General features: G+C 60.0%; 24 protein-coding genes and 1 pseudogene. 10 read left to right on the top strand and 15 right to left on the bottom strand.

Annotation, left to right across the window (positions count from 1 at the left end):
* Positions 1-29: 29 nt before the first annotated feature.
* Positions 30-875, bottom strand: coding sequence for an SDR family oxidoreductase (locus art_RS01925; RefSeq protein WP_038462163.1), 846 nt, complete (start codon positions 873-875; stop codon positions 30-32).
* Positions 872-2,305, bottom strand: a complete 1,434-nt coding sequence (locus art_RS01930; RefSeq protein ID WP_082000052.1) for an NAD(P)/FAD-dependent oxidoreductase — start codon at positions 2,303-2,305, stop codon at positions 872-874. Before art_RS01930 ends, art_RS01925 begins: the two co-directional genes overlap by 4 nt.
* 63 nt (positions 2,306-2,368) lie before the next feature.
* On the opposite strand from art_RS01930, the gene art_RS20740 reads away from it, so the two are divergent.
* Complete coding sequence (locus art_RS20740) at positions 2,369-3,034, top strand: TetR/AcrR family transcriptional regulator (RefSeq protein ID WP_052135902.1); 666 nt, start codon at positions 2,369-2,371, stop codon at positions 3,032-3,034.
* 24 nt (positions 3,035-3,058) lie between these two features.
* On the opposite strand, the gene mtnN is transcribed toward art_RS20740, so the two are convergent.
* The 3 genes from mtnN to art_RS01950 all read right to left on the bottom strand — a co-directional run bounded on the left by mtnN (position 3,059) and on the right by art_RS01950 (position 4,823).
* The gene (gene mtnN / locus art_RS01940; RefSeq protein WP_052135903.1) at positions 3,059-3,895 is read right to left on the bottom strand and encodes a 5'-methylthioadenosine/S-adenosylhomocysteine nucleosidase; all 837 of its coding nucleotides are present in this window, start codon (positions 3,893-3,895) and stop codon (positions 3,059-3,061) included.
* The gene (locus art_RS01945) at positions 3,892-4,359 is read right to left on the bottom strand and encodes an S-ribosylhomocysteine lyase (RefSeq protein ID WP_038462164.1); all 468 of its coding nucleotides are present in this window, start codon (positions 4,357-4,359) and stop codon (positions 3,892-3,894) included. Before art_RS01945 ends, mtnN begins: the two co-directional genes overlap by 4 nt.
* A gap of 104 nt (positions 4,360-4,463) precedes the next feature.
* Positions 4,464-4,823, bottom strand: coding sequence for a hypothetical protein (locus tag art_RS01950; protein ID WP_216699575.1), 360 nt, complete (start codon positions 4,821-4,823; stop codon positions 4,464-4,466).
* Positions 4,824-5,132: 309 nt separating this feature from the next.
* On the opposite strand from art_RS01950, the gene art_RS01955 reads away from it, so the two are divergent.
* From art_RS01955 to art_RS22795, 5 genes are all read left to right on the top strand, one after another.
* Positions 5,133-6,308 carry a calcium:proton antiporter gene (locus art_RS01955; RefSeq protein WP_038468303.1) on the top strand — a complete coding sequence of 392 codons (1,176 nt, stop codon included), beginning with the start codon at positions 5,133-5,135 and terminating at the stop codon, positions 6,306-6,308.
* A gap of 716 nt (positions 6,309-7,024) precedes the next feature.
* Positions 7,025-7,732, top strand: a complete 708-nt coding sequence (locus tag art_RS20745) for an ASCH domain-containing protein (protein WP_052135904.1) — start codon at positions 7,025-7,027, stop codon at positions 7,730-7,732.
* Between the two features lie 96 nt (positions 7,733-7,828).
* Entirely contained in the window at positions 7,829-8,335 is a 507-nt protein-coding gene (locus art_RS01965; RefSeq protein WP_253901443.1) for a GNAT family N-acetyltransferase, read from the top strand.
* A gap of 216 nt (positions 8,336-8,551) precedes the next feature.
* Complete coding sequence (locus art_RS01970) at positions 8,552-9,235, top strand: hypothetical protein (RefSeq protein WP_157875098.1); 684 nt, start codon at positions 8,552-8,554, stop codon at positions 9,233-9,235.
* A gap of 318 nt (positions 9,236-9,553) precedes the next feature.
* Positions 9,554-9,769 (top strand): hypothetical protein, encoded by a 216-nt coding sequence (locus art_RS22795; protein ID WP_253901444.1) that lies wholly within the window; start codon positions 9,554-9,556, stop codon positions 9,767-9,769.
* Here the strand turns inward: art_RS22795 and art_RS23225 are convergent.
* A pseudogene (locus tag art_RS23225) lies at positions 9,770-10,240 on the bottom strand (helix-turn-helix transcriptional regulator); the annotation flags it as partial.
* Positions 10,241-10,394: 154 nt separating this feature from the next.
* Here art_RS23225 and art_RS01980 point away from each other — a divergent pair.
* Entirely contained in the window at positions 10,395-11,027 is a 633-nt protein-coding gene (locus tag art_RS01980) for a methyltransferase (RefSeq protein ID WP_038462168.1), read from the top strand.
* Between the two features lie 667 nt (positions 11,028-11,694).
* Positions 11,695-11,880 carry a hypothetical protein gene (locus art_RS01985; RefSeq protein WP_038462169.1) on the top strand — a complete coding sequence of 62 codons (186 nt, stop codon included), beginning with the start codon at positions 11,695-11,697 and terminating at the stop codon, positions 11,878-11,880.
* A gap of 119 nt (positions 11,881-11,999) precedes the next feature.
* Here art_RS01985 and art_RS01990 read toward each other — a convergent pair whose 3' ends face one another.
* The 4 genes from art_RS01990 to art_RS02005 form a co-directional block, all read right to left on the bottom strand.
* A complete protein-coding gene (locus tag art_RS01990; protein WP_162182021.1) occupies positions 12,000-12,542 on the bottom strand; it encodes a Type 1 glutamine amidotransferase-like domain-containing protein in 543 nt (180 codons plus the stop codon).
* A 297-nt stretch (positions 12,543-12,839) separates the two neighbouring features.
* Positions 12,840-13,388 carry a sigma-70 family RNA polymerase sigma factor gene (locus tag art_RS23230; protein ID WP_052135906.1) on the bottom strand — a complete coding sequence of 183 codons (549 nt, stop codon included), beginning with the start codon at positions 13,386-13,388 and terminating at the stop codon, positions 12,840-12,842.
* Positions 13,385-14,164 carry a hypothetical protein gene (locus art_RS22020; protein ID WP_157875099.1) on the bottom strand — a complete coding sequence of 260 codons (780 nt, stop codon included), beginning with the start codon at positions 14,162-14,164 and terminating at the stop codon, positions 13,385-13,387. Before art_RS22020 ends, art_RS23230 begins: the two co-directional genes overlap by 4 nt.
* A 500-nt stretch (positions 14,165-14,664) precedes the next feature.
* Positions 14,665-15,360: a hypothetical protein gene (locus tag art_RS02005; protein WP_038462172.1), complete on the bottom strand. Its 696-nt coding sequence runs from the start codon at positions 15,358-15,360 to the stop codon at positions 14,665-14,667.
* A gap of 224 nt (positions 15,361-15,584) precedes the next feature.
* Between art_RS02005 and art_RS02010 the strand changes: the two genes are divergently transcribed.
* Complete coding sequence (locus art_RS02010) at positions 15,585-15,995, top strand: hypothetical protein (RefSeq protein ID WP_157875100.1); 411 nt, start codon at positions 15,585-15,587, stop codon at positions 15,993-15,995.
* Between the two features lie 237 nt (positions 15,996-16,232).
* Here the strand turns inward: art_RS02010 and art_RS02015 are convergent, their stop codons facing one another.
* The 5 genes from art_RS02015 to art_RS02040 form a co-directional block, all read right to left on the bottom strand.
* Positions 16,233-16,559 carry a relaxase/mobilization nuclease domain-containing protein gene (locus art_RS02015; RefSeq protein ID WP_038462174.1) on the bottom strand — a complete coding sequence of 109 codons (327 nt, stop codon included), beginning with the start codon at positions 16,557-16,559 and terminating at the stop codon, positions 16,233-16,235.
* 300 nt (positions 16,560-16,859) lie between these two features.
* Positions 16,860-17,531 carry a hypothetical protein gene (locus tag art_RS02020; RefSeq protein ID WP_038462176.1) on the bottom strand — a complete coding sequence of 224 codons (672 nt, stop codon included), beginning with the start codon at positions 17,529-17,531 and terminating at the stop codon, positions 16,860-16,862.
* Between the two features lie 315 nt (positions 17,532-17,846).
* Positions 17,847-18,506, bottom strand: coding sequence for an HAD family hydrolase (locus tag art_RS20755; protein ID WP_082000053.1), 660 nt, complete (start codon positions 18,504-18,506; stop codon positions 17,847-17,849).
* A gap of 154 nt (positions 18,507-18,660) precedes the next feature.
* Positions 18,661-19,359 carry a nucleotidyltransferase domain-containing protein gene (locus art_RS02035; protein WP_052135907.1) on the bottom strand — a complete coding sequence of 233 codons (699 nt, stop codon included), beginning with the start codon at positions 19,357-19,359 and terminating at the stop codon, positions 18,661-18,663.
* A gap of 158 nt (positions 19,360-19,517) precedes the next feature.
* Positions 19,518-20,099, bottom strand: coding sequence for a TetR/AcrR family transcriptional regulator (locus art_RS02040; RefSeq protein ID WP_038462177.1), 582 nt, complete (start codon positions 20,097-20,099; stop codon positions 19,518-19,520).
* A gap of 62 nt (positions 20,100-20,161) precedes the next feature.
* Between art_RS02040 and art_RS02045 the strand changes: the two genes are divergently transcribed.
* Positions 20,162-20,539: a VOC family protein gene (locus tag art_RS02045; protein WP_253901445.1), complete on the top strand. Its 378-nt coding sequence runs from the start codon at positions 20,162-20,164 to the stop codon at positions 20,537-20,539.
* Positions 20,540-20,826 lie beyond the last annotated feature (287 nt).

The following is a 20,826-nucleotide window of genomic DNA, read 5'->3' on the forward strand; positions in this document are numbered from 1 at the left end:
GGGTGTGGAGCGTCTCCGCACCGCTGGTCCTAGTCGGGCTCGCCGAACTGCGCCTCGTACGTGGCGCGGGCTCCGCGGTCCACCTCGCGGACCTGGTTTGGTACGAGCTGGCGCATCAGCAGATCGCGCACCTGCCCAGGCAGCACGTTGATGAACCGCATAAGTGGCCCGATGTAGGCGGGGATCGTGACCTCAAAACGCGGCCGGTCAATCGTGGCCAGTACCGCCGCCGCGATGTCTGCCGGTTGCAGCAGCTTGGCGGCACCCGTTCCCGTCCCGGCGGCCAGTGCGGTGTCCACCACGGCGGGCATGATCACCGACAGCTGAACGGGGGAGCGGTGCAGTTCCTCACGGACCGCCTTGAGATAGCCAAGAACGCCGTGCTTGCCCGCCGAGTAGCTCGCCTCGCCGGGCGTTGTCAGTATCGACGACGCCGAAGCGATGGTGATGATGTGGCCCGAACCCCGTGCCACCATCGCCGGGGCGGCGAGCTTCACGCCCCTGATGACGCCCAGCAGATTGACAGTGATCTGGCGTTCGGCCGCTGCCTCTGGTTCTGCATCGAACGGCCCCACCCACATGACGCCCGCGTTGTTCACCAGGACATCAACCGGGCCCAGCCGGGCTTCCGCTGTTGCCAGGAATCCGGCAAAGGAGGAGCTGCTCGTGACATCAAGTTCGACGCCGAACACCGCACCATCGAGCCCTGCCGCCGTGAGCGCTTCCGCCGTCAACCGTGCCGCTTCACCGTCGAGATCCCCGATCGCCACCTTGGCGCCCGCCTGGGCGAGGGCCCGCGCGATCTCCCGGCCGATACCATTGGCGCCTCCAGTGACGGCGGCGACCTTCCCCTTGAGATTCACTGGGGCGTTCATGCCTTGCTCCCGTCGCCTTCACTCCGCGGCTCGTCCCTGTGCCGGGGGAACGCGGTGCCGCCGGTGGCCGCCCGCTGTTGGCCCCGCCGTCGTTCGCGTCCGAGGTCCCAAAGGTAGTGGTCAAAATCCACTTCCATGGTGTGCCGGGGAGAGGCGTAGAACTGCTTCTTGTTGCGTTCATGGTCGCGGGTCAGCTGCGCCCGGATCTCGGCGCCGGCCGGGAGGGCATAGCGGCCGGTGAGCATCTCGGCGACCCAGGCGGATTGCGCCTCGGCCACGGGCATCACGGCGCCCACGGGTTGCGCCAGCCCGATGAAGAACAGTCCGGGCAGCTCGGGGTGGACGGTGCGCTTCCAGAGGGGCAGGTCGTTGTTCGCGGCCGAGACCAGCGCGGGGTCCAGGAACGGGAAGCTCACCTTGTAGCCGGTGGCCCACACGATCAGGTCCGCCGGAGCACGTGAGCCGTCCAGAAATACCACGGAGTCGCCGTCGAAACGCTCAATGCCCGGATGCACGGCGATCTTCCCGGCGGCGATGCGGGTGCGGATTTGGTCGGACTGCACAGGGTGCGACTGCCCCGGCTTGTGCGGCGGCGTTGGCAGCCCGTACCTGCGCAGGCTGCCCGAGGTGAGGGCCCCGATCCGCAGCCGCAGCCCCGTCACCCACCACGGCATCCAGCCGGGCAGGGCGACCTGGTCGCTGGGTTTGCCAAGCAGTGACTTGCGCAGCACCCACTGCCCATGGCGGATCGAGAGCGCCACACTCTTGGCCCGGAAAGACCCTTCGACGGCGATGTCCATCGCGGAATTTCCCGCGCCGACCACGACGACGTCCCTCCCCTCGAGCTGGTCTCCCGAGTTGTAGTTGTGGGCATGGATTTGTTCGCCATCAAAGGTGCCGGGATAGGCGGGCTCCGGCCATTTGGGATCCCAGTGGTGCCCATTGGCGACCAGGACGGCAGCGTACTTCTCCGTGCGTTCACCGCCGGGGCCGCTGGTGCGCACGAGCCAGCCGCCTCCGGAATCACGGCTGACGTCCTCCACCGTGGTGTTGAAGGTGATCTTGTGCCGGAAGCCGAAATGGTCCACGTACTTTTCAAAGTAGGCATGCACCAGGTCATGCCGGGGATAGGGCGGGTAGTCGCTGGGCATGGGGAAGTCGGAGAACGCCATGCGAGGGCCGGAGGTGTTGATCTCCAGCGTGTCATAGCACGCCGACTGGCCGTTGGGGTTGGCAAAGAGCCAGTTGCCGCCGATGGCGCTGCCGCGTTCAAAGCAGTCGAACGGCACACCGGCAGCGTAAAGGGCCTTGGCGGCGGTGATCCCGGAGGATCCGGCGCCGATGACGGCGGTGCGGGGCAGGGATTCATTGACGGCAATGTCGCCGGTCACCGCAGCGGCGAGGTGTTCAGGCTTCACTAGATATGACATGTGAGCAGTATTACACTGAAAATATGCGTTTTCAATGATTTGTTGACGAAAGGACCAGCGCGCATGACGGCGGACTCACCAGCGCACTCCCAAGCCGGCTCAGGCCTGTGGCACGGCACCGCACGCAATGCCCGTGATGAGCAGCGGCGGCGGCGCCTGCTCGAGGCGGCCCTCGAACTCCATGGCACCCTGGGCTACGGTTCCACTACGGTGCAGACCGTGTGCAAGCTGGCCAAGGTATCCACCCGGTCCTTTTACGAACTGTATGCCGACCATGAGGAACTGTTGACGCGCCTCTACCTTGAACTTAACGATGAAGTCTTGGCGACCATCAACGGCGGCGGCATTGAGCATGCGCCGGACCTGTTCACGGCAGTGCGAAGCCTGGTGTCCGCGGCGCTGGGGCCGATGCTGGCGGACGAACGGAAGGCGCGGGTCATGGAAATCGAGGCGGTCGGCGTTTCGGCGGCGTTGGAACAACAGCGCCGGGCGACCATCCGGCGTCTCGCGGTCGCCGTCGACACCGCCTTTGATGCCTTCGCCGATGCCGGACTCGTCGAGTCGGCACCCAAGGGGCTGAGCAGCTTGATCCTGATCGGCGGCATCACCGAAGCCCTGGTGCAGCGGGTGCTGACCGAACCCTCCCACCGCGAGCCAACCCGGGAGTTCATTGACGAAGTTGCCAGGGTCATCGTGCTCATGACGGGCCCCGCGCCGGACACTCCCTAGGGCCAGCGCCGGGCCCGCTACGTGCTATGCGTAGGCGGACGCTGCGTCCATGCGCGGTGAACCGGCTGCGAACCAGGAGTCGATCACGGCTACGGTGATTTCCGCCGAGCGTTCGGCGGCGTCGTCCACGTGCGTGGCAAAGTCCGCCTCGGCGGCGGGGCCGCAAAGATCGGAGATGCCGCGGATTGCCAGGAATGGGGCCTTGTGGGCGTGGCTGGTCGCCGCGATGGCCGAGGATTCCATGTCCGTGGACAGGACCTGGTCAAAATGGCCCTTGATGACCACGGCGCGGTCCCGGTCCACGAAGGAATAGCTGGACACCATGAGCCCGCGGTGCACCGTGTCCACAAGGTTCGCACCAGTCACGTCAACGAAGCTGGCAGCCAACAGGAACTCCGGCACGGGATAGGACACGGGCATGCCCGGGACCTGGCCGCGCTGGTAGCCGAAGGCCTGTGCGTCGGCATCGGCGTTGATGGTGTCGGTGCCGATGACCACGTCACCTACGCGGACGGCGTCGCCGAGACCGCCGGCGGTTCCGGCGCTGATCACCAGCGGAGTGCGGCCGCCGTCGTTCCTGCGGCTGGCAAAGAGCAGTGCGGAGGTCGCGGCGCCGGACGCGTTCACCAGGCCAATGCCGCCCTGGACGAACAAGGTGTTGTGGCCGTTGAGCAGGCCCATCCGGTGGACGGAATTGCCCACCGGAACCGGCTCGGCGACCGCATCGGCGCGTGCCAGGAAGGGGGCGATTTCCTCCGCCATGGCCGCAATGATGACGACCTCCACGGCGGTCATGGCGGGTGCGGCAACCGCGGCGGCGGCGGTGTTGGATGCGGAGGTGCTGGAGATGGCGGTGCTCACGCGGTGACCTGCTCCCACTCGGAGCGCTGGGCCAGGAAGGTCCGGGCCACACCCTGGGCGCCGGCCAAGGAGTGGCTTTCGCCCCAGCCGCACTGGATCTCATTGGCGGCAGGCACCTCGGTGGCCTCCAGCACGTCGGTGAGCGTGGCCTCGATCAACGCCATTACGGCGGGCAGGTCCGGCTCGCTCTGCAGGATCAGGTAGTACCCGGTCTGGCAGCCCATGGGGGAGAAGTCAATGACGGCGTGCGAGTGGTTTCGCGAGTGCTCGGCAAATAGGTGCTCCAGCGAATGGATGGACTTCATGTCCAGGTGGGCCACGTTGGGCTGGGTGAAGCGCACGTCATATTTGGTAATGACATCGCCCAGAGGCAGCTGCTTGCGGTCCGCAACGCGAACATAAGGTGCCGAAACGGTGCGGTGGTCAAGGTTGAACGACTCTACGTTCATACGTTCAGGAATCATGGTTGATCTTTCATGCGTCAGTGTTGAAGCCGGACTTTCCCGGGACCGTTGGGGCTGCCCATTGATTTTAGCCCGCGGATGCTGCCGGCGGCCCGCTGGCGTAATCAGGCGTAGTAGTCGTTGCCGCGTGAGAACTCGATGAACGTACAGGCGGTCTCGCCGACGGACCAAGCCTCGTGCGTTGGCGGGAGCAGCATGACATCGCCGGCGCGGAATTCCTCATAGCCGCCATCCTTCATCTCCACGGCCAGCGTGCCGGCGGTGACCACGGAAACATGGGGGAGGTCGCACAGCTCTGTTCCGGCGTAGTTCTTCAGGTCTTCCGACCACTTGGCCCCGACGCCGAACGTCACTTCGGTGACGGATACGCCGTCGAGCACAGCGGTTTTCTTGCTGATCCTGCCAAAGACTTCGACGGGTGCGTCGGCCAGGGAAACTTTTTGCATCGCGGGGTTGTAAGGCACAGTGACTCCAAAGCTGTTGTGGGGGAGTTTCTGGGCTCACGGTAGCAGCGCAGTCCTTGGCAGCGGGACTTTCGCGTGACCTGGGATGGAGTTCCGCGTAACAATGTCCCCGAGTGCGACGTCGGACATCGCCGGTGCCGCCGTTGGCGCCAACGGCCGCAGACTGGCCTCCCAATGCCCCGTGGCATATTCTGGGTGGAGGCAGCCGCCGCGGCCAAAGCCCCGGACGCCTCATTGCTCAGATTCACGGACGGGACGGCCCGTTTGTTCATGCGACACGGGGACGACCCCGTGGAACAGGTTGTCCCCATGGTCTCCTCAACCACACGCTCAATTTTCACACGCACTGCCATCATCCGGATTCTTGTGGGCTGGGGTGCTGTCGCCGCGCTCATGCTCGCCGCGCCGCTCCTGGAACCCCCGGTGCCCACACCCTTGCTGATCGGCGCCCTTGCCGTCATCATCGCCGTCATTCTCGTCTGCGCCTTCGGCGTGGTGCACGAGGCCGAACACCTTGCCCGCCGCCTCGGCGACCCCTACGGTTCACTGGTCCTGACGCTCTCGATTGTGTTGATCGAGGTGGTGCTGATCTCCGCTGTCATGCTGGGCCCCGGCGAGCACGCCACCATTGCGCGGGATTCGGTCATGGCCGTCTCCATGATCATCCTCAACGGTGTCATCGGGCTCTCCCTACTAGTCGGCGGCCTCAAGCACGGCAGCCTGCGCCATAACCGGACCGGCACATCCGCCTACCTGGCCATGATCATCGTGTTGACCTCCCTGGCCTTTGCCCTTCCGGCGCTGATCGGCGTTGACGGGTCCTACACAACAGGTCAGGAAATCCCGATCATCGTGCTCTCCCTCGGGTTGTACGCCTTCTTCCTGATCCGCCAGATGGGCGCCCAGGCCGGCGACTTCACCGAGGTTGATCCCCGTCTGTTTGCCCCCGCTGAAAAGTCCGACGGCGGAGCCTCCTCAGGTGTCGATGCCCCCGCTCCGCGCCAGCCCATCACCGCGATTCTTGCCGAGCACCGCACCGAGGTGCTGCTGCGCCTGGGCGTCCTTGTCATCACGGTGCTGCCGATCGTGCTGCTCGCCCATGACATGGCCACCCTCCTGGATGACGGCCTGGGCCGTGCCGGCGCCCCCATTGCGCTCTCCGGAATCCTGATCGCCATGATCGTGTTCCTCCCGGAAACCATCACCACGCTGCGTGCGGCGCTGGCGGGTGAAGCGCAGCGCGTCGGCAACCTCTGCCACGGAGCCCTGGTCTCCACGGTGGGGCTGACCATCCCGGCGGTGCTGCTGATCGGGCTGTTCACGGGCCAAACCGTCACGCTGGCGGAGTCCCCGTCCAACCTGCTCCTGCTCGGTGTCACCCTGCTGCTCTCCGTCACCACCTTCGCCACCAAGAAGCTCACGGCGATGCACGGCGCTGCCCACCTGGCCGTCTTCGCCGTCTACGGTCTCGTCGTCTTTTCGTAGTCACTCCGGCTGCCCCAGGCTGGCCCCTATCTATCCTCTTTGAATTCGAGTACGCAGTTGTTCGACGGAAAACGCTCATAATGGGCCAATTCGGTCCAACAAGTGCGTACTCGAATTCACGGCGGGCATGATCGGGGGTGGGCGCCGGTGGATGGCGTCCGTGTGCCACGGACGGGAGGTGGGCCCAGGGCCACGAGAAACTCAGGAGACTCATGCCTATCGTCGCTGTTGACCGTCAAAAGCCGCATGGTCCCAGGGCGCCATGGGTCAGTGGGTACCTGTTGACATCCCAATGGTTGGCGTGGGCTATCGTTGAAAAACGTGAGTAAAACGTGACGTGAGTCTGCCAAATTTCGCCGAGGTGCCTAGTGGGGGTCCGTTCGCAGGAGCGTCAATGCAGCACAGGCGGTAAGAACTGCGATCGCCGTGAGGGGTCAAACTGCGAACTCAAAATGGGTTGGCAGGAACGCGATTCAGTCAGTGCTAGAACCGTGCCGTATGGTACCCCCTCATCGGAAGAGTTACCGGACGGGTCCACCGGACGCTCCGTGAGCTGCAAAATGAAAAATGCAGGTCAGCGCCTGGTTCATCCGGTAGAGGACCGGCTGACGGGACAGTCCGTTCGAATTTCGGTGTCATCGTTCTCCGCCTGGTCCGTCTTCGCGCCTGTCCAACTGGTGTCTTGACTGATATGGCCGATAAGGCAGACTGAGCCCATGAATCCATTTGAGTCAGAGCTGCGAGTCATCGAAGCAGCTGAAGAACTTGCCTCGACACTTGGTGCCGATAAGAATCACACGGTCGCGGCGGCAGCGATGGATACGAACGGGGTTATTCATCGGTCCGTGAATGTATACCATTTCACTGGTGGACCATGCGCGGAATTCGTAGTGATGGGGCTGGCGGCGACAACAGGTGCTGGACCGTTGATGACCATGGCGGCTGCGGGCGACGGAGGGCGTGGACTCATACCGCCGTGCGGAAGATGCCGGCAGGCGATGTTGGATCTTCACCCGGACGTAATGGTTGCCGTACCTGGTGAAAGCGGTCCAAGGATGCGGCCGATTCGAAAGATGCTCCCGGACACATACTTCTTTCCGGACGCGGATTCCCAGCGAATATTGAGATTCAACAAGCGTTACTACGACACCGTCGCAAGTGGAACCAAAACTACGACGGTTCGATTTGATGATCCGGTGGTTCCCGGACCCCACATATTCGCGTTCGAGGACGATGCGGAGCATCGCACGTTGAAAGGACTGGTCACTAGCGTTCGCCATTACCGACTGGATAAGATGACGGCAGAACAGGCGTGTCTCGCGCCGGGAACGTCCGCAGAGGAGTTTCGGCGTGGCCTGCGGACCCACTACCCCGAACTTTCCGATGAAGATGAGGTTGGGGTCGTCGCGTTTGAACTCAGCTGATTCACCGCGACCGCTGTCGACGTGCCGGTGAGCTTCGGCTACGGGCCGCGACAAACGCAGTTCGGTCGCGATCAGCAGAGGTGGGATGGTAGTTCTGTGGACTTGAAAACAAACACCAGTGTGCAAGTATTTGCCATTCGGCCTTACCGTCTCGCAGATGCTGCAGACACATTGGTGAACTTCCTTGCCGCGGTGACCGAAACAGCTGCCGCCGATTACTCGCCGGAACAGATTCGGGCGTGGGCACGGCCAGAAGCGCGAGAACTAGCCACCTGGCACGCCGCGATGCACGCGCGGAACAGTTACGTGGCGACCGTGGATGGACAGCCAGCAGGCTTCTCCGACGTAGACCCGCAAGGGTATATTGACATGATGTTCGTGGCCCCTGGCTACCTACGACTCGGGGTGGCACGGCAACTGCTCGGCCACGTGGAGTCCCACGCGCGCGCCGAGCACCTGACAGAACTGACCGCCAATGTCAGCATCACAGCCCGACCCTTCTTCGAGCGCTACGGATTCATCGTCGAGGCACAACAACATCCTGTGATGGGCGGAGTGCAGCTAACCAACTACGCCATGAAGAAGAACCTGTGCGGCAACTGATCCGCACCGGGAAATAGTCCACTTCCAGTGGCAGGAGTCCCGCTCAAGGCTCCCCGGGAAGCGGTGAGCGTGACGAGTCCTGGCGGTTGGGGATGCGACATTCAGCGTCTAAAACCCCACGTTCGGCGCCGACGGTTCGCGTCACGTACTGCTGACGCCGGACATTAGACTGGTTCGCGTCGACCAAACCGGTCGGCACAGTATTGGGGGAATGTCATGGGCAGATTTTGCAGGACAATTACGACGGCGGTGCTCGGACTTGTGCTGGTGGGCGGACTGGGCGGATGCACGCCACACACGCAGCCACCGCTGCCCACCGCAAGCCAATCCCCGGAATCAGTCCTTGACGCCAGCTGCCCGATCCTGCCTCCAGACACGGTCAAGGCCGAAAGGATCCCGCAAGGCACGCCGGCAGAATCAATCGCCAGCGTCTTGAATTCCTACAGCTCATGGGTGAATGCGGGAACGGACGTACTCAGGGGCTGGGCCGACACGGCGGACACCGTGGCAGACGCATGTGTGGAGGGGCTGGCCGAACAAGGCCGGATTGCCTACGCGCAAACAATCTTCACCACGCATACCGATGTTGCTTGGCAGGACTACTACGCCGGGCAGCAGGAGCTCACCGCCCAGACCCTGCGCAATGCCGTAGCCGCCAATAATGACGGTCAAGGGGTTCAAGGGCGTTTTGAACTGCTCAAGGAAATCTCTTCCAGTGCCACAGTGAACGGCACGTTCCTGAAATTTGATGCCATCTACCGTCCGGCCCCCGGCACGCCGGCAGATCCAACGGACTGGGCCGGGCTGGCCAAGCCAACCCGCTGGTACGTGGAGCTGGTGCCCTTCGACGGCTTCTTCATCATCAACTACATCGAGCAGAAGCCGGCAGTAGGTTACTGACCCAGCTCGATTACAGCATTGTCTGCTCAGTCCATCACCGAAGATGTCGGTAACGGATACACCCGTTCAGCTATCGGGATTGCTGCTGCAACAGTAAGCCCGGAGGCCCACTGCCAGCTTCGGAGCCTTGTCAACGCCCACCGTGCTCGTCTGGCAATTAGCTGCAGACCTGACGTCTCTAGTCACTGGGGTGTCCATGATCATCCTAGCCACTGCCGGGTCATCTCTTACCGCCACGCCCCTCCCGGACAGCACCGCATCCTTCATTCTTGTGATGACCAAGCGACGGATGCGAAATGAAGGACGTCCCCCACGACCATGGAACATGATTTTCGCGCGATAGTGTCCGCTACATGGTTCCGTTTGCGGGGCGCTTCTCGTGAAGTGTCGAAGAATCTCGGCATTGCCTTCCTCAACGCCCGTCTGTGCTCGCTTATCCTGGAGCTGCCTTGGTTCGATTGCTGCTGCGGTGTAGTGTTCGGCGAGTTTACGCAGCAGGGTACGAAGTTCCGGCGGGTCAAGCAGCTTGAATGACGTATTGAGGTTCGTGAGATAGCGGACAAGATCGTGTAAGGAGTCACTCCCCGTCTCCAGGATGAAGGCGTGCTCATCGACTGGGTGCAGCAATCCTGTCAACGATGGAACGAGGTCGGCTATTTCCTGCACCTGACCGTGGAACTGGATACGGCCCTCATGCTTCCATGCCAGCAAGTCGACCCCGCGCAAGACGTGGTTCGCTGCGTCCTCGGGAGGTCCGCGTGGGGTAAACCCTGGGCCGGTCGGCAAGGGAACACGGACGCAGTCGGCTCGGAACGTGCGCCAGTCTTTCCGGTCACTGTCCCATGCAAGCAGGTACCAGCGCCGGCTTGTGCAGACGAGCCGGTGCGGTTCAACAACTCGCCTGCTGGCGACACCGTCGCGTGCCAGGTAATCGAACCTCAACTGTTGGTGGTCGCGGCAGGCTCCGGCGACGACCGTGAGTATCCTCGCATCAACGGTGGGCACATGGCCGGTCGCCGAGACGGTGGCACATCGAAGGGCATCCCCACGGTGTCACAGCCGCAGGGCGTTCCCTTGTGGCACACAACGAAGCGGGTAGCTTTCGACTTCGTGTCAGCGATTACTCAAACCAATGTACGTTTCGTGGCAGACTGGGGCGATGAACACAGGCCGCGACTACGAGGGATATGCAGCGAAGATGCGGCAACATGTAGTTGCCGGAACGGACATGAAAGTCGACGTACGTTTCGTTGACATGATTAGCAGGAGATGTTCCCGTGTCCTTGATATCGGATGCGGAATCGGCAATGCAGTCAATGGATTGCGCGCCCGAGGCCACACGGCCTACGGAATTGATCCCACACCTGAAGTCCTCGATGTTGCCGGTGAGCTCTATGACCCGTCGTGGTTTCGCCGTATGGCTTCTGTCGATCTCACGCCTGAGACTCTGTCTCTAAACGGCCTTCCGCAGGTTTACGACGTTGTACTCATGTCAGGGAACGTCCCGTCCTTTCTTTCACCGAATGAACTGCGTGAAACCTTTATCCGGGGTGTGGAAATGCTGGAGGCTGGCGGTATTTTTGTCGTTGGAACCACCACAGGCGTTCAGGGCGGCCCCGTGGACCAGGATAAAGCAGCGGCCGGGTCGGGCTTGACCCTGACCCATCGATTCTCGGACTGGCATCTCAGCCCTTTTTATACTGAGTCGCCGTGGTCAGTGAGTGTATTCTCTGCGGCTGGGTCTAGGGATTTCGCTGAAGGTCCGGATGGGAAGTTTGTTCTGCATGGGTGAGTGGATGACGGCGCCACAAATGCCCTGTTGACGGTCTTCTTGCGGGAGGAGTTGATAGTCTGGCCGGCCGGATGGCAATTGCGTTGGAATGCACCCGCTGCAGCCCAGCGTTGGGCTGGTGGTTCACGGAAGTATTGCCGAATTGCCAGAGCTGGATGATCGAATCTGCCGCGCCGGGCTGCTTGCAGTCTCAAAGGAAGTTCGTGGCTAGCCGACGGTGCTCAGGGCCGAGAATACGGCGATCGGAGGGTCAAATAATCGGGTTCGTCGGCAGCTGGCCAAGCTTGGGGCACATTGAGCATTTTTGGCAGTCGTCAACAGGTATTGTAAGGCTGTCAGGGGAAATTTCGGTCATGATTTGTGCCGGGTTCGGGCGCCCCGGCGCATCTTTTTTCGGGTACTTTTTCTATCAAAAACGTGAGTAAAACGTGATTTGGTCCCTCGACGCACCCGGCCGAAACAGCAAAACCGCAGGTCAGAGCCACATTTGGTGCCCCGGGCCGGACTCGAACCGGCGGCCAAGAGAATCTAGCCATCTGGATTTTGTCGGTTGTCGTCGACCGCCAAAATTCGCGTGTTTCTGCGGTACTTCATAGTTTTCGAAGTTCGTGGCATCTCGTGCTTTGCCATAGTTCTTGGTTGAAAAGGGGGAGTAAAGGGGGAGCGCATGCTTTTCGTTCCCGATACTGTTTTGGTTTGGGCGCCCGATGCCGTAAAAACAGGCTTGTCAGCGTTTTACCTCGAGGCGGCGTATGCTGCCAACCGTTCTCACTATTTTACCCCTCAGCCGCGAGTCGAGGCGGTACCCGTCTTTTCCGTGATGGCGTACCTGGCGGAGGTGGCTGGCGGCTGATACTCGGCCATGATTGCGGCGCTTTCAGTTCAGCTCGTTAGGGGAGGTTCTTCGCAGTTTGGAATGATCGGTTCGGTGTCCGCCAGCCCTCTATGGGACATTCTCAGCCTGTTGGTCTCTCAGAGAAGCGCAATGCTGCCGCCATCTACCACCAACGCCTGACCGTCACGAAGCGCCCAATAGGGCTCGCCCTGTCGGGCGTAAGCAGCAGCCACCTGGGTCAGGATCTTGTTCTCCGGGTGATCCGAAGATCCCAGATGGGGAATGAAGGGCCGATCCAGAATGTGGAGACCGTCAAACTCGACGGTTCCGTACATGGAGAGTGCATCATCTGTTGGGTCGCACTCTTCGAGGCCCAACAAGCTCGGTGCGAGGACGCAACCCCCAGCACTGAAACCGGCGTAGACCAGGGCGTCCGCTCTGAGGCGATCCACAATGAGCGAGTCGGCTCCCGATCGGGCCAGAGCAGCCCGTAGGGTGAAGACGTTGCCTCCCCGAACCCAGACGAAGTCCGGTTGGCCAAACGCCACAAAAAGGCTCTCGGCGTCGTGCTCCCGGAGGTCGAGCTCATATGCCGTGAGTCCAATTTTCGCGAGATTCAAAAGCTGGAATTCGGTCTCGATACGCCGCATCGCAGGATCAACTCCGTCGAAAGCGTTCATGATGACCCACCCGCACCTTTTGCCTTGGACCAGGCCCGTAAACGTTTCGGGATGGTCACCAAGCTGGTACGAAGACAGATAGAGGCGCATGAAGCTATTGTCTCCAACTTATGCGCCGGGAGTCATTTTCAGATGACGGGTGTATGCGCGTCCAAGCCTGTCAGCAGGGGAACCCTTTGCGGAACAGTAATGACAACCGATGCTGACTAGCTAGTGTAGGTAGCAGCCACAGCGACGTAACGACCCCATATTGTGACATTCAGGCTGTCGAAACCGGAAACGTCGGCTTCAGGTTGCTTAACGTTTGTCCGTTCCGTAGGGGTCCCCGATGAGGGTACGAAGTCGGGCACGGGCTCGTGCATAGCGGCTCCGTGCAGCTGTGGCGGATAGCCCGAGGTGTTTCCCTGCTTCTGCAACTCCGAAGCCGTCCAAAACAATGAGTATGACAAGCTCTCGATCTCGCGCCCGTAATGTATTCAGGACTGCCAAGATATCCTGATCGTCTGGCTCGATGACTACGGGCATATGGACCATTCCTTCCCGCAGTTTCTCGGAGAGGGCTCCTTGGCGGATTTTGCCCCGCCGGTAGTTGGAGAGCACACCTTTGGCGATGCCGAAGCTCCAAGCGCGAAGTCCATCCGGCGATTCAGGTAGCCCGTCTCTCTGCCTCCAAAGGACCATGAAAGTCTCAGAGAGACAATCCGCCGCGTCATCTGCTGTGTCGACCCGGCGAAGGAAGTATCCAAACAGAGCCGGTGAAAGCATCCTGATACTGTCGTCGAACCCACCTTCAATGACAGTCGGGAACTCCGTCTTGGAGACATTCGTTGTCGACGTGGGCATCATCGCGTGATGCCTTCGGTCAGCGTTGCGCACTCCATAGTGCTGACGCCGGTCTGCACAGACGTCAAGTCACCGTCGGCCGCAGCACGGACGATCAAGGCTAGGTGATCAACAGCCCCGCCACCGTCGGTAGCAACGGTGGCAGGCCAAGTAAGTGAGTCCTCCAAAACAGTGACAGCGGCGGCCTGGGCATCGACTACGTTGGCTGAATAGCTGTCCAACCAATCATTTAGCCATAGGCAACGAACTACGCCTTCGTAGCGAACCGTGGATGCGATGTCCTGCGTGATGACGTCATTTCCGCCGCTGTAACGGCGGTAACTCTCGGCTTCGAGCTCGGCGGATTCTGACTTTACCAGGGCTTCGTCGTAGCCAGACGGCAGTGGAAGATCACCATATTTTGTCCGTGCAAAGTCTGCATAGTCTGGCGCAAGAGGGCGAATGAGCTCTGATCCAGGGATGAATTCAGAAGCGGAGGATGGTGTCCCAGAAGCGGAAGGCTGGGACGGGGGTATTTCGCTCGTCTGGGCAAGGAAATTCAGGAACCCGGCCGCGGCCGGAGAAGCCACTCCAACGCCCGCCAGGGCAACGACTCCTGCAACGACTAATGCAATCCAGCCTCTACGATTTCTCGCTCGTGGTGGAATGGGTTGACCAATCCTCGTCGAGCGTAGTTCCTTGAGAGCATTGTCGAGCGCATCCGACTTTAGTGTCCATCCGGTGGCCGGATCTGCATCTCGCAATGCAGTTTCAAGCCTTGCATCCGTTTCGTTGTCCATTCTTCCCCCGTAAGTCCAAGCTATACCCAGCGAAATCGTTCGTCAGAATACTCATGTCCGGCAACGACGCAAACGTGGCAATACACTCAATTCAACTTGGCTCGACCCGTAACGGGAACTCCATGAGTTGTTCTGGTGTCTGCCATCTCAGTATTGATCAGCCACTCAGGAGCCGATCTCGACACTGACTATCCCGCCCAAGAGGAACACTGTCATTTTCAAGAGTCGAGTGCACAAATGTCAGAAGTCGTGTTCACTTACCTTTTTGTCAGAAGTGCCCTGCACAACCGACTCTGTCCGTAGCAGGGACCCTTACCGGACATTTCTGCAATCCTTGGCGATGGATCATGTCGGGCTGGAGGGGGAATCTGGCGGGAACTGCACCCGGGCTAGCCGAAGATATGGCCCCAAAAGCCAACACTGCGAGCCCGGATTTCGAGTGGTGCGTGGATCGGACTGTCCCACAGGAGTCTTGGTTCGCGAGCCAATCCACCTCGGCATCAGCGGCAGTTGACCGGTTTCCGATCAAATGGTTCCGGATCGTACAAATTGTCGATGCTGAATTCTCCACTATCGATGAGCGGCTGCAACGCCTTGTGCCTTGCGATGTTTTGCGTACGTGTCCTGAAAACATAAGCGTCGGCGATGGTAAGCTCTCCGCCGGATGCAGTCCACACCAGTGTGTAGTCGCCCGCATTGATTGGCCGAGGTAGATCATAGGTATGCCATTTTCCTGCCGACCTGCCGACTCCGATGATGCCGACGGCGTAGGCCTCCCCTTGATTACCACCCCACGTTGCCTGCTCCCGTACGACCGCTCGACAGCCGTCCGGTCCATGGGGATCCAGGATGTAGTTACTCATACCCCAATCGAAAAACGCCGCCATCGCGCTGCCCGTCCCAACAACGCTAACCAGCATAAAGAAGGCAACGGATCGCATCAGTCCCCAGCACCCCTCATCCCTTCTCGGGCCTGGCCTCCTGCTGCCACGGACGATCCAAAGGACCCAGAGCACCAGCGAAGCCAGCAAAAGGGCACTGCTTAGTATCCAGGCGCGCATGACATGCAAGCCAACTACCAGGATCCATCCGTTGAAGAACCCAACGACCACCCCGAAGCCGAGCAACAGAGAAACGAAGCTGGCCAAATACACTCGTGACCTGACCGGCAGGTAGTTCTTCTCGTCTGTCCCCATCGAAGGATTCTATCTGAAGTGGAAACTGACCATGATTGGAATGGTTATGGACGGCCAGGACCAAAAGGGAAATCATGCACGCCGCTTGCAAAGTGAGACTGCCCCGGACTGTCAAAAATGGAACCATCACCGAACACAATTGCTATTAATCATCGTTGCCACTAGGTAAGCTGAGGTCTTGGTAGGCTCGGTTTTGAAACTGTCTGGGCGTAAAAGTGGGGGAAATGAACTTGAAAAATATTCTGGCAATGACTGCAGTAGTGGTCATGATGGCACTGACTGGTTGCTCGGCACAGGCAAATGCATCAGCTGAAGCTGCAGAGGGCATCACCTCTTCACCGGGTGAAAACTGCTCAGGGGGATTCGAGACCATCTGGAATTCGACCCCAGTTGACGGCAATGTATCCGAATTGCCCCAGGAGACCGTGACGGTAGTTTCGGAGACGGGCCGGATCTTTGATGCCATGCGCAGGACATCGGACGGGACAGCGGAGGCCGTTGCACCAGAGAACGTCGATTACAAAGTCAATGTGGATCCGTCCTGGCCGAAGAACCACGCCGTGATGATCGAAACTGCTACGGGTAAGGTTCTTGAAACCATGGAAATACCGGCCGACTTACCCTTGTGTGAATAGGGTTCTGGAGCCATTCAAAGTCTAAAACTGTATGAAGGTTCGTGGGCGACCAGCGGTGAAAGAGCGATCAAGAATTCTCCCATTTGGAAGTACCAGCTCCCGCCTGCCGTTCGATTCCTTGGTCCCGGTGAATCTCTGGCTGCTTGAAATCACGTCGTACGGGTTGCGTTTCCTGACCCGGCACCCATGTCATGGGCGGATACGGGAAACTCGCCCGGTGAATCCTCAAATGTGCCTCTAGAAGCTTTTTCGCCGCGATGCGCTCAGCCTCTTGCACAGCGCCCGGTGTGACACCAGGGCCAACTCCTGGGCTCTGGCCTGTTCACGCTCGGCAATCACCGAAAGTTTCGGCTCAACCCGTCGCCGCGGAGCCTGCTCTAGCCCGTGCTCGAGCTCCAGCCGCGTGCAGGCGCTCTGCGCTGCCCGGCGGTCGTTGCGGCCATGCCAGACCTCGCTCGAATCGCCCACGCGGAAGGCGACCATGTGCACGTGGGCCGCCCTGTGGCGGACCATCACCCACGGATGCTCGGCAAAGCCCGTGGCTTCGGCGAACGACTGACCCAAAACGGAAAAAATCGTACGATAGGGGCGCGTGGAGCCAGGTACCCACTGAACTGCGGCTTGCCAATAGAAGCCACCCCAGGCCGGTCCGCAGCGGGAACCAGTGGATGCACTTCAGACCTTTTGAACTGTCGCAGCTTCCCGCAAGGGGTGTCATTTTCAGTGCTCGTCTGCACAGCCTTGGTGAGCCCGTAAGGGGAACCCTAAGCGGGACAGTCCAAGGATCCAATCCGCTCTTTTGGTATCAGAAGGGACGCTTGACGATTGCTGCAGACTTAGTTGCCGAGCGGAAGACTTCAGATGTCAGCGGCATTTGATTGGTTGTTGCTCGACTCGACCCGCTCCGGTAGTTCCTGAAAAGGTGACTTCTCCGAATTCGACGGTATGTTGCGGTGTATTTTCCTGGCGCGACCTGAAGCCAAAAGCCTCATAGACGGTGAGTTCTCCGCCATCGGCATTCCATTTCAGGGTGTAGGAACCGGCTTCGATTGGTCGGTATCCATCGTCGGTGCCCCATTCACCCGCCAGCTGGCCTATACCGGCAGTACCAACCGTATATACCTCACCCCCGCCTGCCATGAGGAAAGCAGACTCCCGCACGACGAGCTGGCAGCCGTCCGGGCCACGGGGATCAAGCATGAAGTCATGTGTACCCATATCGAAAAACGCCCCCATTGCGCTGCCCACCCCAACGGCGGCGACCAGCAAAAAAATGACGAAGGAACGCGACCATCCCCATACTCCACCATTCGCGCTTTCACCTCGACGTTTCTTGGCGCGGACCCACAGGAGTACCAGCGAGGCTACAAGTAGCACGCAACTGACGATCCAAGTGCGGACAACGTGCGAACCAATGACCAGGATCCATCCGTTGAAGAAGGCCGTGAGGGCCCCGAGCCCGAGCAACAAGCAACAAATACTGGGCAAGTCCGCACGAAACTTTGCTGACTGGGTCAGTTGCGCTTTGGTGTCCACAGATGGAGTCTATCGCGGTAGAGAGGACGACTGTTGGACTGGACGTGGTCTGGAGGGGGTCAGGTCAAGACCCCTCGTACACCGTCTACCTTGTGAGGCGGCATCGCTTGGCGTTCACACCCTGCTCAGGTCAGTTGCAGGGTCATGGCTGCAGCAATTGCTACGGCGGCGACCGTGAGCCTCATTTTGGTGCGCCGCGGAAACGGAAGAATCGAACACCAGGGCATCGCTGAGACGTGTACCCAGCAGGGTGCGGCTTGTCGATAGATGCCATGCCAGCGGCAGGTGTTCGTAGGGAACGCTAACCGGGAAGGTTCAGCCGACTAGCAAGTTTACGATCGAGAGGTTGCGATTGTCTGGCGTTCTAATACGTGGAAGGAGCAAACTCGTGATGCCACTCTCCGTAGCCGCACCATCATGCGTGGCGCGGTCGCCCACCATCAGGGCACGATTGGGAGCCACTTCTAGCCGAGCAAGCGCAAGCTCGAAAATCTCAGCTTCCGGTTTCTGTATGCCGTGCTCAAACGACAACACGTAGTCGTCTATGAATTCGCCTGCTCCTTGATCCTCCAGAAGAGGACGAATGTCGAAGTGAATGTCACTGAGGACTTGAATTCGACATCCTTGCTTCTTCAAGGTTCGGAGTGTGGCTAGTGCATCGGGATACAGTGGCCGACTTTCCGGCCACTCATCGGCATGCAATAGGACCTCTGCAAGTTCCTGGTCCAGCCCAGCCCGTTGGAAATGCAAAGACTCTGCTGCGTAATATCTGCTGGTACTTGTATCAGAACCAACTTGAGCGGCGACGACCTCAGGATCTGTCTCCCAGCGGCGCAGGGATTCACAAATGCGATCTATCCCATGGGGTTCTGTGCGACCGAGCTTTGCGAACGCTAAAGCAACACGCTCTTCGTTACTGGGATCGTGCACCAGTGTGCCGCTCCAGTCGAAAATCACTGCATCAAAGTTAGGCATGTTTCAAGCCTACTTGCTGCAAATCAACTGGCAGATTCTTTGCTGCTTCGTCCTGTAAGAAGTGTCCCGTCAGCCGGTTGTCATTTTCCGAAGGCGACTGCACTGGGTGTCCAAAGTCCTCTGCACTGAGCTAGAGCGCCCGTAACGGGAACCTCTAGCGGGCACCCCGCAAGAAGCCCTCCATGGCGTAGCCGCCATTTTGGTCGAGTACATCTCGAGCGATCCCGGCCAGCTTCTGGGGGTCGTTGTCCTTGGAAGCGGCCCAGGCCAAGAGCCCCAATGCGGCCTCGTCTTTGGGCAGCTGTTCCAGGCGCCGAACCACCCATTTGCCGTTGCCCAACCATTTTTGGTGACGGAGCAATAGAAGTTCGGCGGTTTGGCGGAACACGTCCGAAGCAGTGGCGAACGTTTCGGCTGGAGAGCCGGATCCCAGGAGGTCATCCATTGAACAGCTGAGGTCGTAACGGCGGAGGTCTCGTTCGGCGTCGGTCAACGGCATGGGCCCCTGTCGCATGTAGAGGCGCGCCTCATCCTGCCATTGCTTGCCGGCCCCGTTGTCGGTCAGCAACAGTCCTCTCGCACAGATGTCGCCGATTACGGCACAGCGTATGGATCTTTCCTTCTCGTACCAGAAGGCCAGACTCTCGGGGGTGTGAATGAAAGCTTCTACGATCCATCCGCGATACCGGAGGGTCTCCGCGTAGTTCGCGCCGCCAGCTCGATAGAGGATGGCTATGTCGAGATCCGATGTTGGAGTTGATCTGCCCAAGGCTGCGCTGCCGCCCAGGATTGATGCTTCCGCTCCGGCATGCATTTCCTCGACATAAGAGCGTGCAATCGTGATTGGATCCATCAGTCCATGATGCCCTACGCCTGCCCGCGTTTTTCGTCACGGCGCGGGAAATCCGTACGTTCCACAGGCCAACCCTCGCTGGGACAGAACTGCCACGGCTTTTAGAAAGACTTCCCAGAATGTCTATCCACCGCAAAGCCCTGTTGCTCCGAGTCTCGTCATGAGGGGGAAGTCACTACCCTGTCAATGAGGAAAAGCATCGCTGCTCGGATCGCATCTTTTTCGCCTCCGCCCTCAATATCCAACGCGGCCCGATCGAATGACGCCGACAACAAGTTCGTTAGGGCGGCGACATGGTGGCCGGGCATTGCCTCTTCGAGTCCTGCGCGCAGTGATGCAGCAGCATGTCCCTCATCTATTGCGGCCATCCTAGCGGCACCAAGTGCTGCCGGACCTTCGATCAGCAGGAGGCGAGTCCGTCCTGGAAAAGCCATCGCGTTTAGGTAGGCGACGCTACCGCCTCGTAAAGCATCGACAGGGCTTGCGTTGGTCGGCGCAGCTTTCTCTATCTCCTCTGCGACCTCGCGGGCCTCCTCCTCGAGCACTGAATGTAGGACTTCACCCTTATCCCTGAAGTGGTGATAGAGCGCACCTCGGGTCAGTCCCGCACGCTCAACCAGCTCTGGTGTGGTTGTGGAGGCAAACCCTTTCTCAACGAAAAGCGACCGTGCTGCGACAACCAGCGCCCGTCGGGTCTGAGCGCTGCGCTGGGCGTTTGTTTGAGCTTGAATCTTTTGCATACATACAGTCTGTATGTTAGTTTTCTTGCATGCAAATCATTTCGAGCTCCTATCCCGTAATCATGACCGAAAATGTGGCTGCCACCGCTGCGTTCTACCAGCAACATTTCGGCTTTGAACAGCTGTTTTCAAGCGGCTGGTATATCCACCTGCAACGTGAAGAACATGCCTTGGCCGTCTTGGATGGCCAGCACGAGACCGTGCCCGAGTCGCACCGAGGAACTGCTTCCGGCCTACTGCTCAACTTTGAAGTTGATGACGTCGACGCCACATACGCCAAATTCATTGCCGCAGGCCTACCGATAATCACGCCACTACGCGATGAGGACTTTGGCCAGAGACATTTCATTACCGCAGACCCCAACGGCGTATTGGTTGATGTCATCACGCCGATCGCGCCGAGCGCAGAGTTCGAAGCACAGTTCACGCAACCGTCCTAAATGTCCACATCATGTAGGACACTTGTGAACAATGTTGTGGAGATCATTGCTTTGGCAGGGCCTCATCCGGTGGACCTCGTGGGCCAGCCTATGGGCGCCCACACCGCGTGACTCATCGCGGCGGCGCACCCGGAGCCAGTGCGCTGCCCTGTGCCCTTTGCGGGCAGCGACGGCGGCATGTTCACCGAGGAACAGGAAGTCGCGTTCGTTAGTCGAGGACAGAACACCACTCGCGTCGATCTCAGGAGCGCATCACACGGGGCACACATCGACGCATTCAAGCAATG

The organism is Arthrobacter sp. PAMC 25486, from assembly GCF_000785535.1.
GTDB lineage: Bacteria > Actinomycetota > Actinomycetes > Actinomycetales > Micrococcaceae > Specibacter.

What these genes read in the sequence shown, in the direction of transcription:
- art_RS01925 (WP_038462163.1), bottom strand. Translation starts at nt 875, where the DNA reads ATGAACGCCCCAGTGAATCTCAAGGGGAAGGTCGCCGCCGTCACTGGA.
- art_RS01930 (WP_082000052.1), bottom strand. Translation starts at nt 2,305, where the DNA reads ATGTCATATCTAGTGAAGCCTGAACACCTCGCCGCTGCGGTGACCGGC.
- art_RS20740 (WP_052135902.1), top strand. Translation starts at nt 2,369, where the DNA reads ATGACGGCGGACTCACCAGCGCACTCCCAAGCCGGCTCAGGCCTGTGG.
- art_RS01945 (WP_038462164.1), bottom strand. Translation starts at nt 4,359, where the DNA reads ATGATTCCTGAACGTATGAACGTAGAGTCGTTCAACCTTGACCACCGC.
- art_RS01955 (WP_038468303.1), top strand. Translation starts at nt 5,133, where the DNA reads ATGGTCTCCTCAACCACACGCTCAATTTTCACACGCACTGCCATCATC.
- art_RS20745 (WP_052135904.1), top strand. Translation starts at nt 7,025, where the DNA reads ATGAATCCATTTGAGTCAGAGCTGCGAGTCATCGAAGCAGCTGAAGAA.
- art_RS01970 (WP_157875098.1), top strand. Translation starts at nt 8,552, where the DNA reads ATGGGCAGATTTTGCAGGACAATTACGACGGCGGTGCTCGGACTTGTG.
- art_RS22795 (WP_253901444.1), top strand. Translation starts at nt 9,554, where the DNA reads ATGGAACATGATTTTCGCGCGATAGTGTCCGCTACATGGTTCCGTTTG.
- art_RS01980 (WP_038462168.1), top strand. Translation starts at nt 10,395, where the DNA reads ATGAACACAGGCCGCGACTACGAGGGATATGCAGCGAAGATGCGGCAA.
- art_RS01985 (WP_038462169.1), top strand. Translation starts at nt 11,695, where the DNA reads ATGCTTTTCGTTCCCGATACTGTTTTGGTTTGGGCGCCCGATGCCGTA.
- art_RS01990 (WP_162182021.1), bottom strand. Translation starts at nt 12,542, where the DNA reads ATGAACGCTTTCGACGGAGTTGATCCTGCGATGCGGCGTATCGAGACC.
- art_RS23230 (WP_052135906.1), bottom strand. Translation starts at nt 13,388, where the DNA reads ATGATGCCCACGTCGACAACGAATGTCTCCAAGACGGAGTTCCCGACT.
- art_RS22020 (WP_157875099.1), bottom strand. Translation starts at nt 14,164, where the DNA reads ATGGACAACGAAACGGATGCAAGGCTTGAAACTGCATTGCGAGATGCA.
- art_RS02005 (WP_038462172.1), bottom strand. Translation starts at nt 15,360, where the DNA reads ATGGGGACAGACGAGAAGAACTACCTGCCGGTCAGGTCACGAGTGTAT.
- art_RS02010 (WP_157875100.1), top strand. Translation starts at nt 15,585, where the DNA reads ATGAACTTGAAAAATATTCTGGCAATGACTGCAGTAGTGGTCATGATG.
- art_RS20755 (WP_082000053.1), bottom strand. Translation starts at nt 18,506, where the DNA reads ATGCCTAACTTTGATGCAGTGATTTTCGACTGGAGCGGCACACTGGTG.
- art_RS02035 (WP_052135907.1), bottom strand. Translation starts at nt 19,359, where the DNA reads ATGGATCCAATCACGATTGCACGCTCTTATGTCGAGGAAATGCATGCC.
- art_RS02040 (WP_038462177.1), bottom strand. Translation starts at nt 20,099, where the DNA reads ATGCAAAAGATTCAAGCTCAAACAAACGCCCAGCGCAGCGCTCAGACC.
- art_RS02045 (WP_253901445.1), top strand. Translation starts at nt 20,162, where the DNA reads ATGACCGAAAATGTGGCTGCCACCGCTGCGTTCTACCAGCAACATTTC.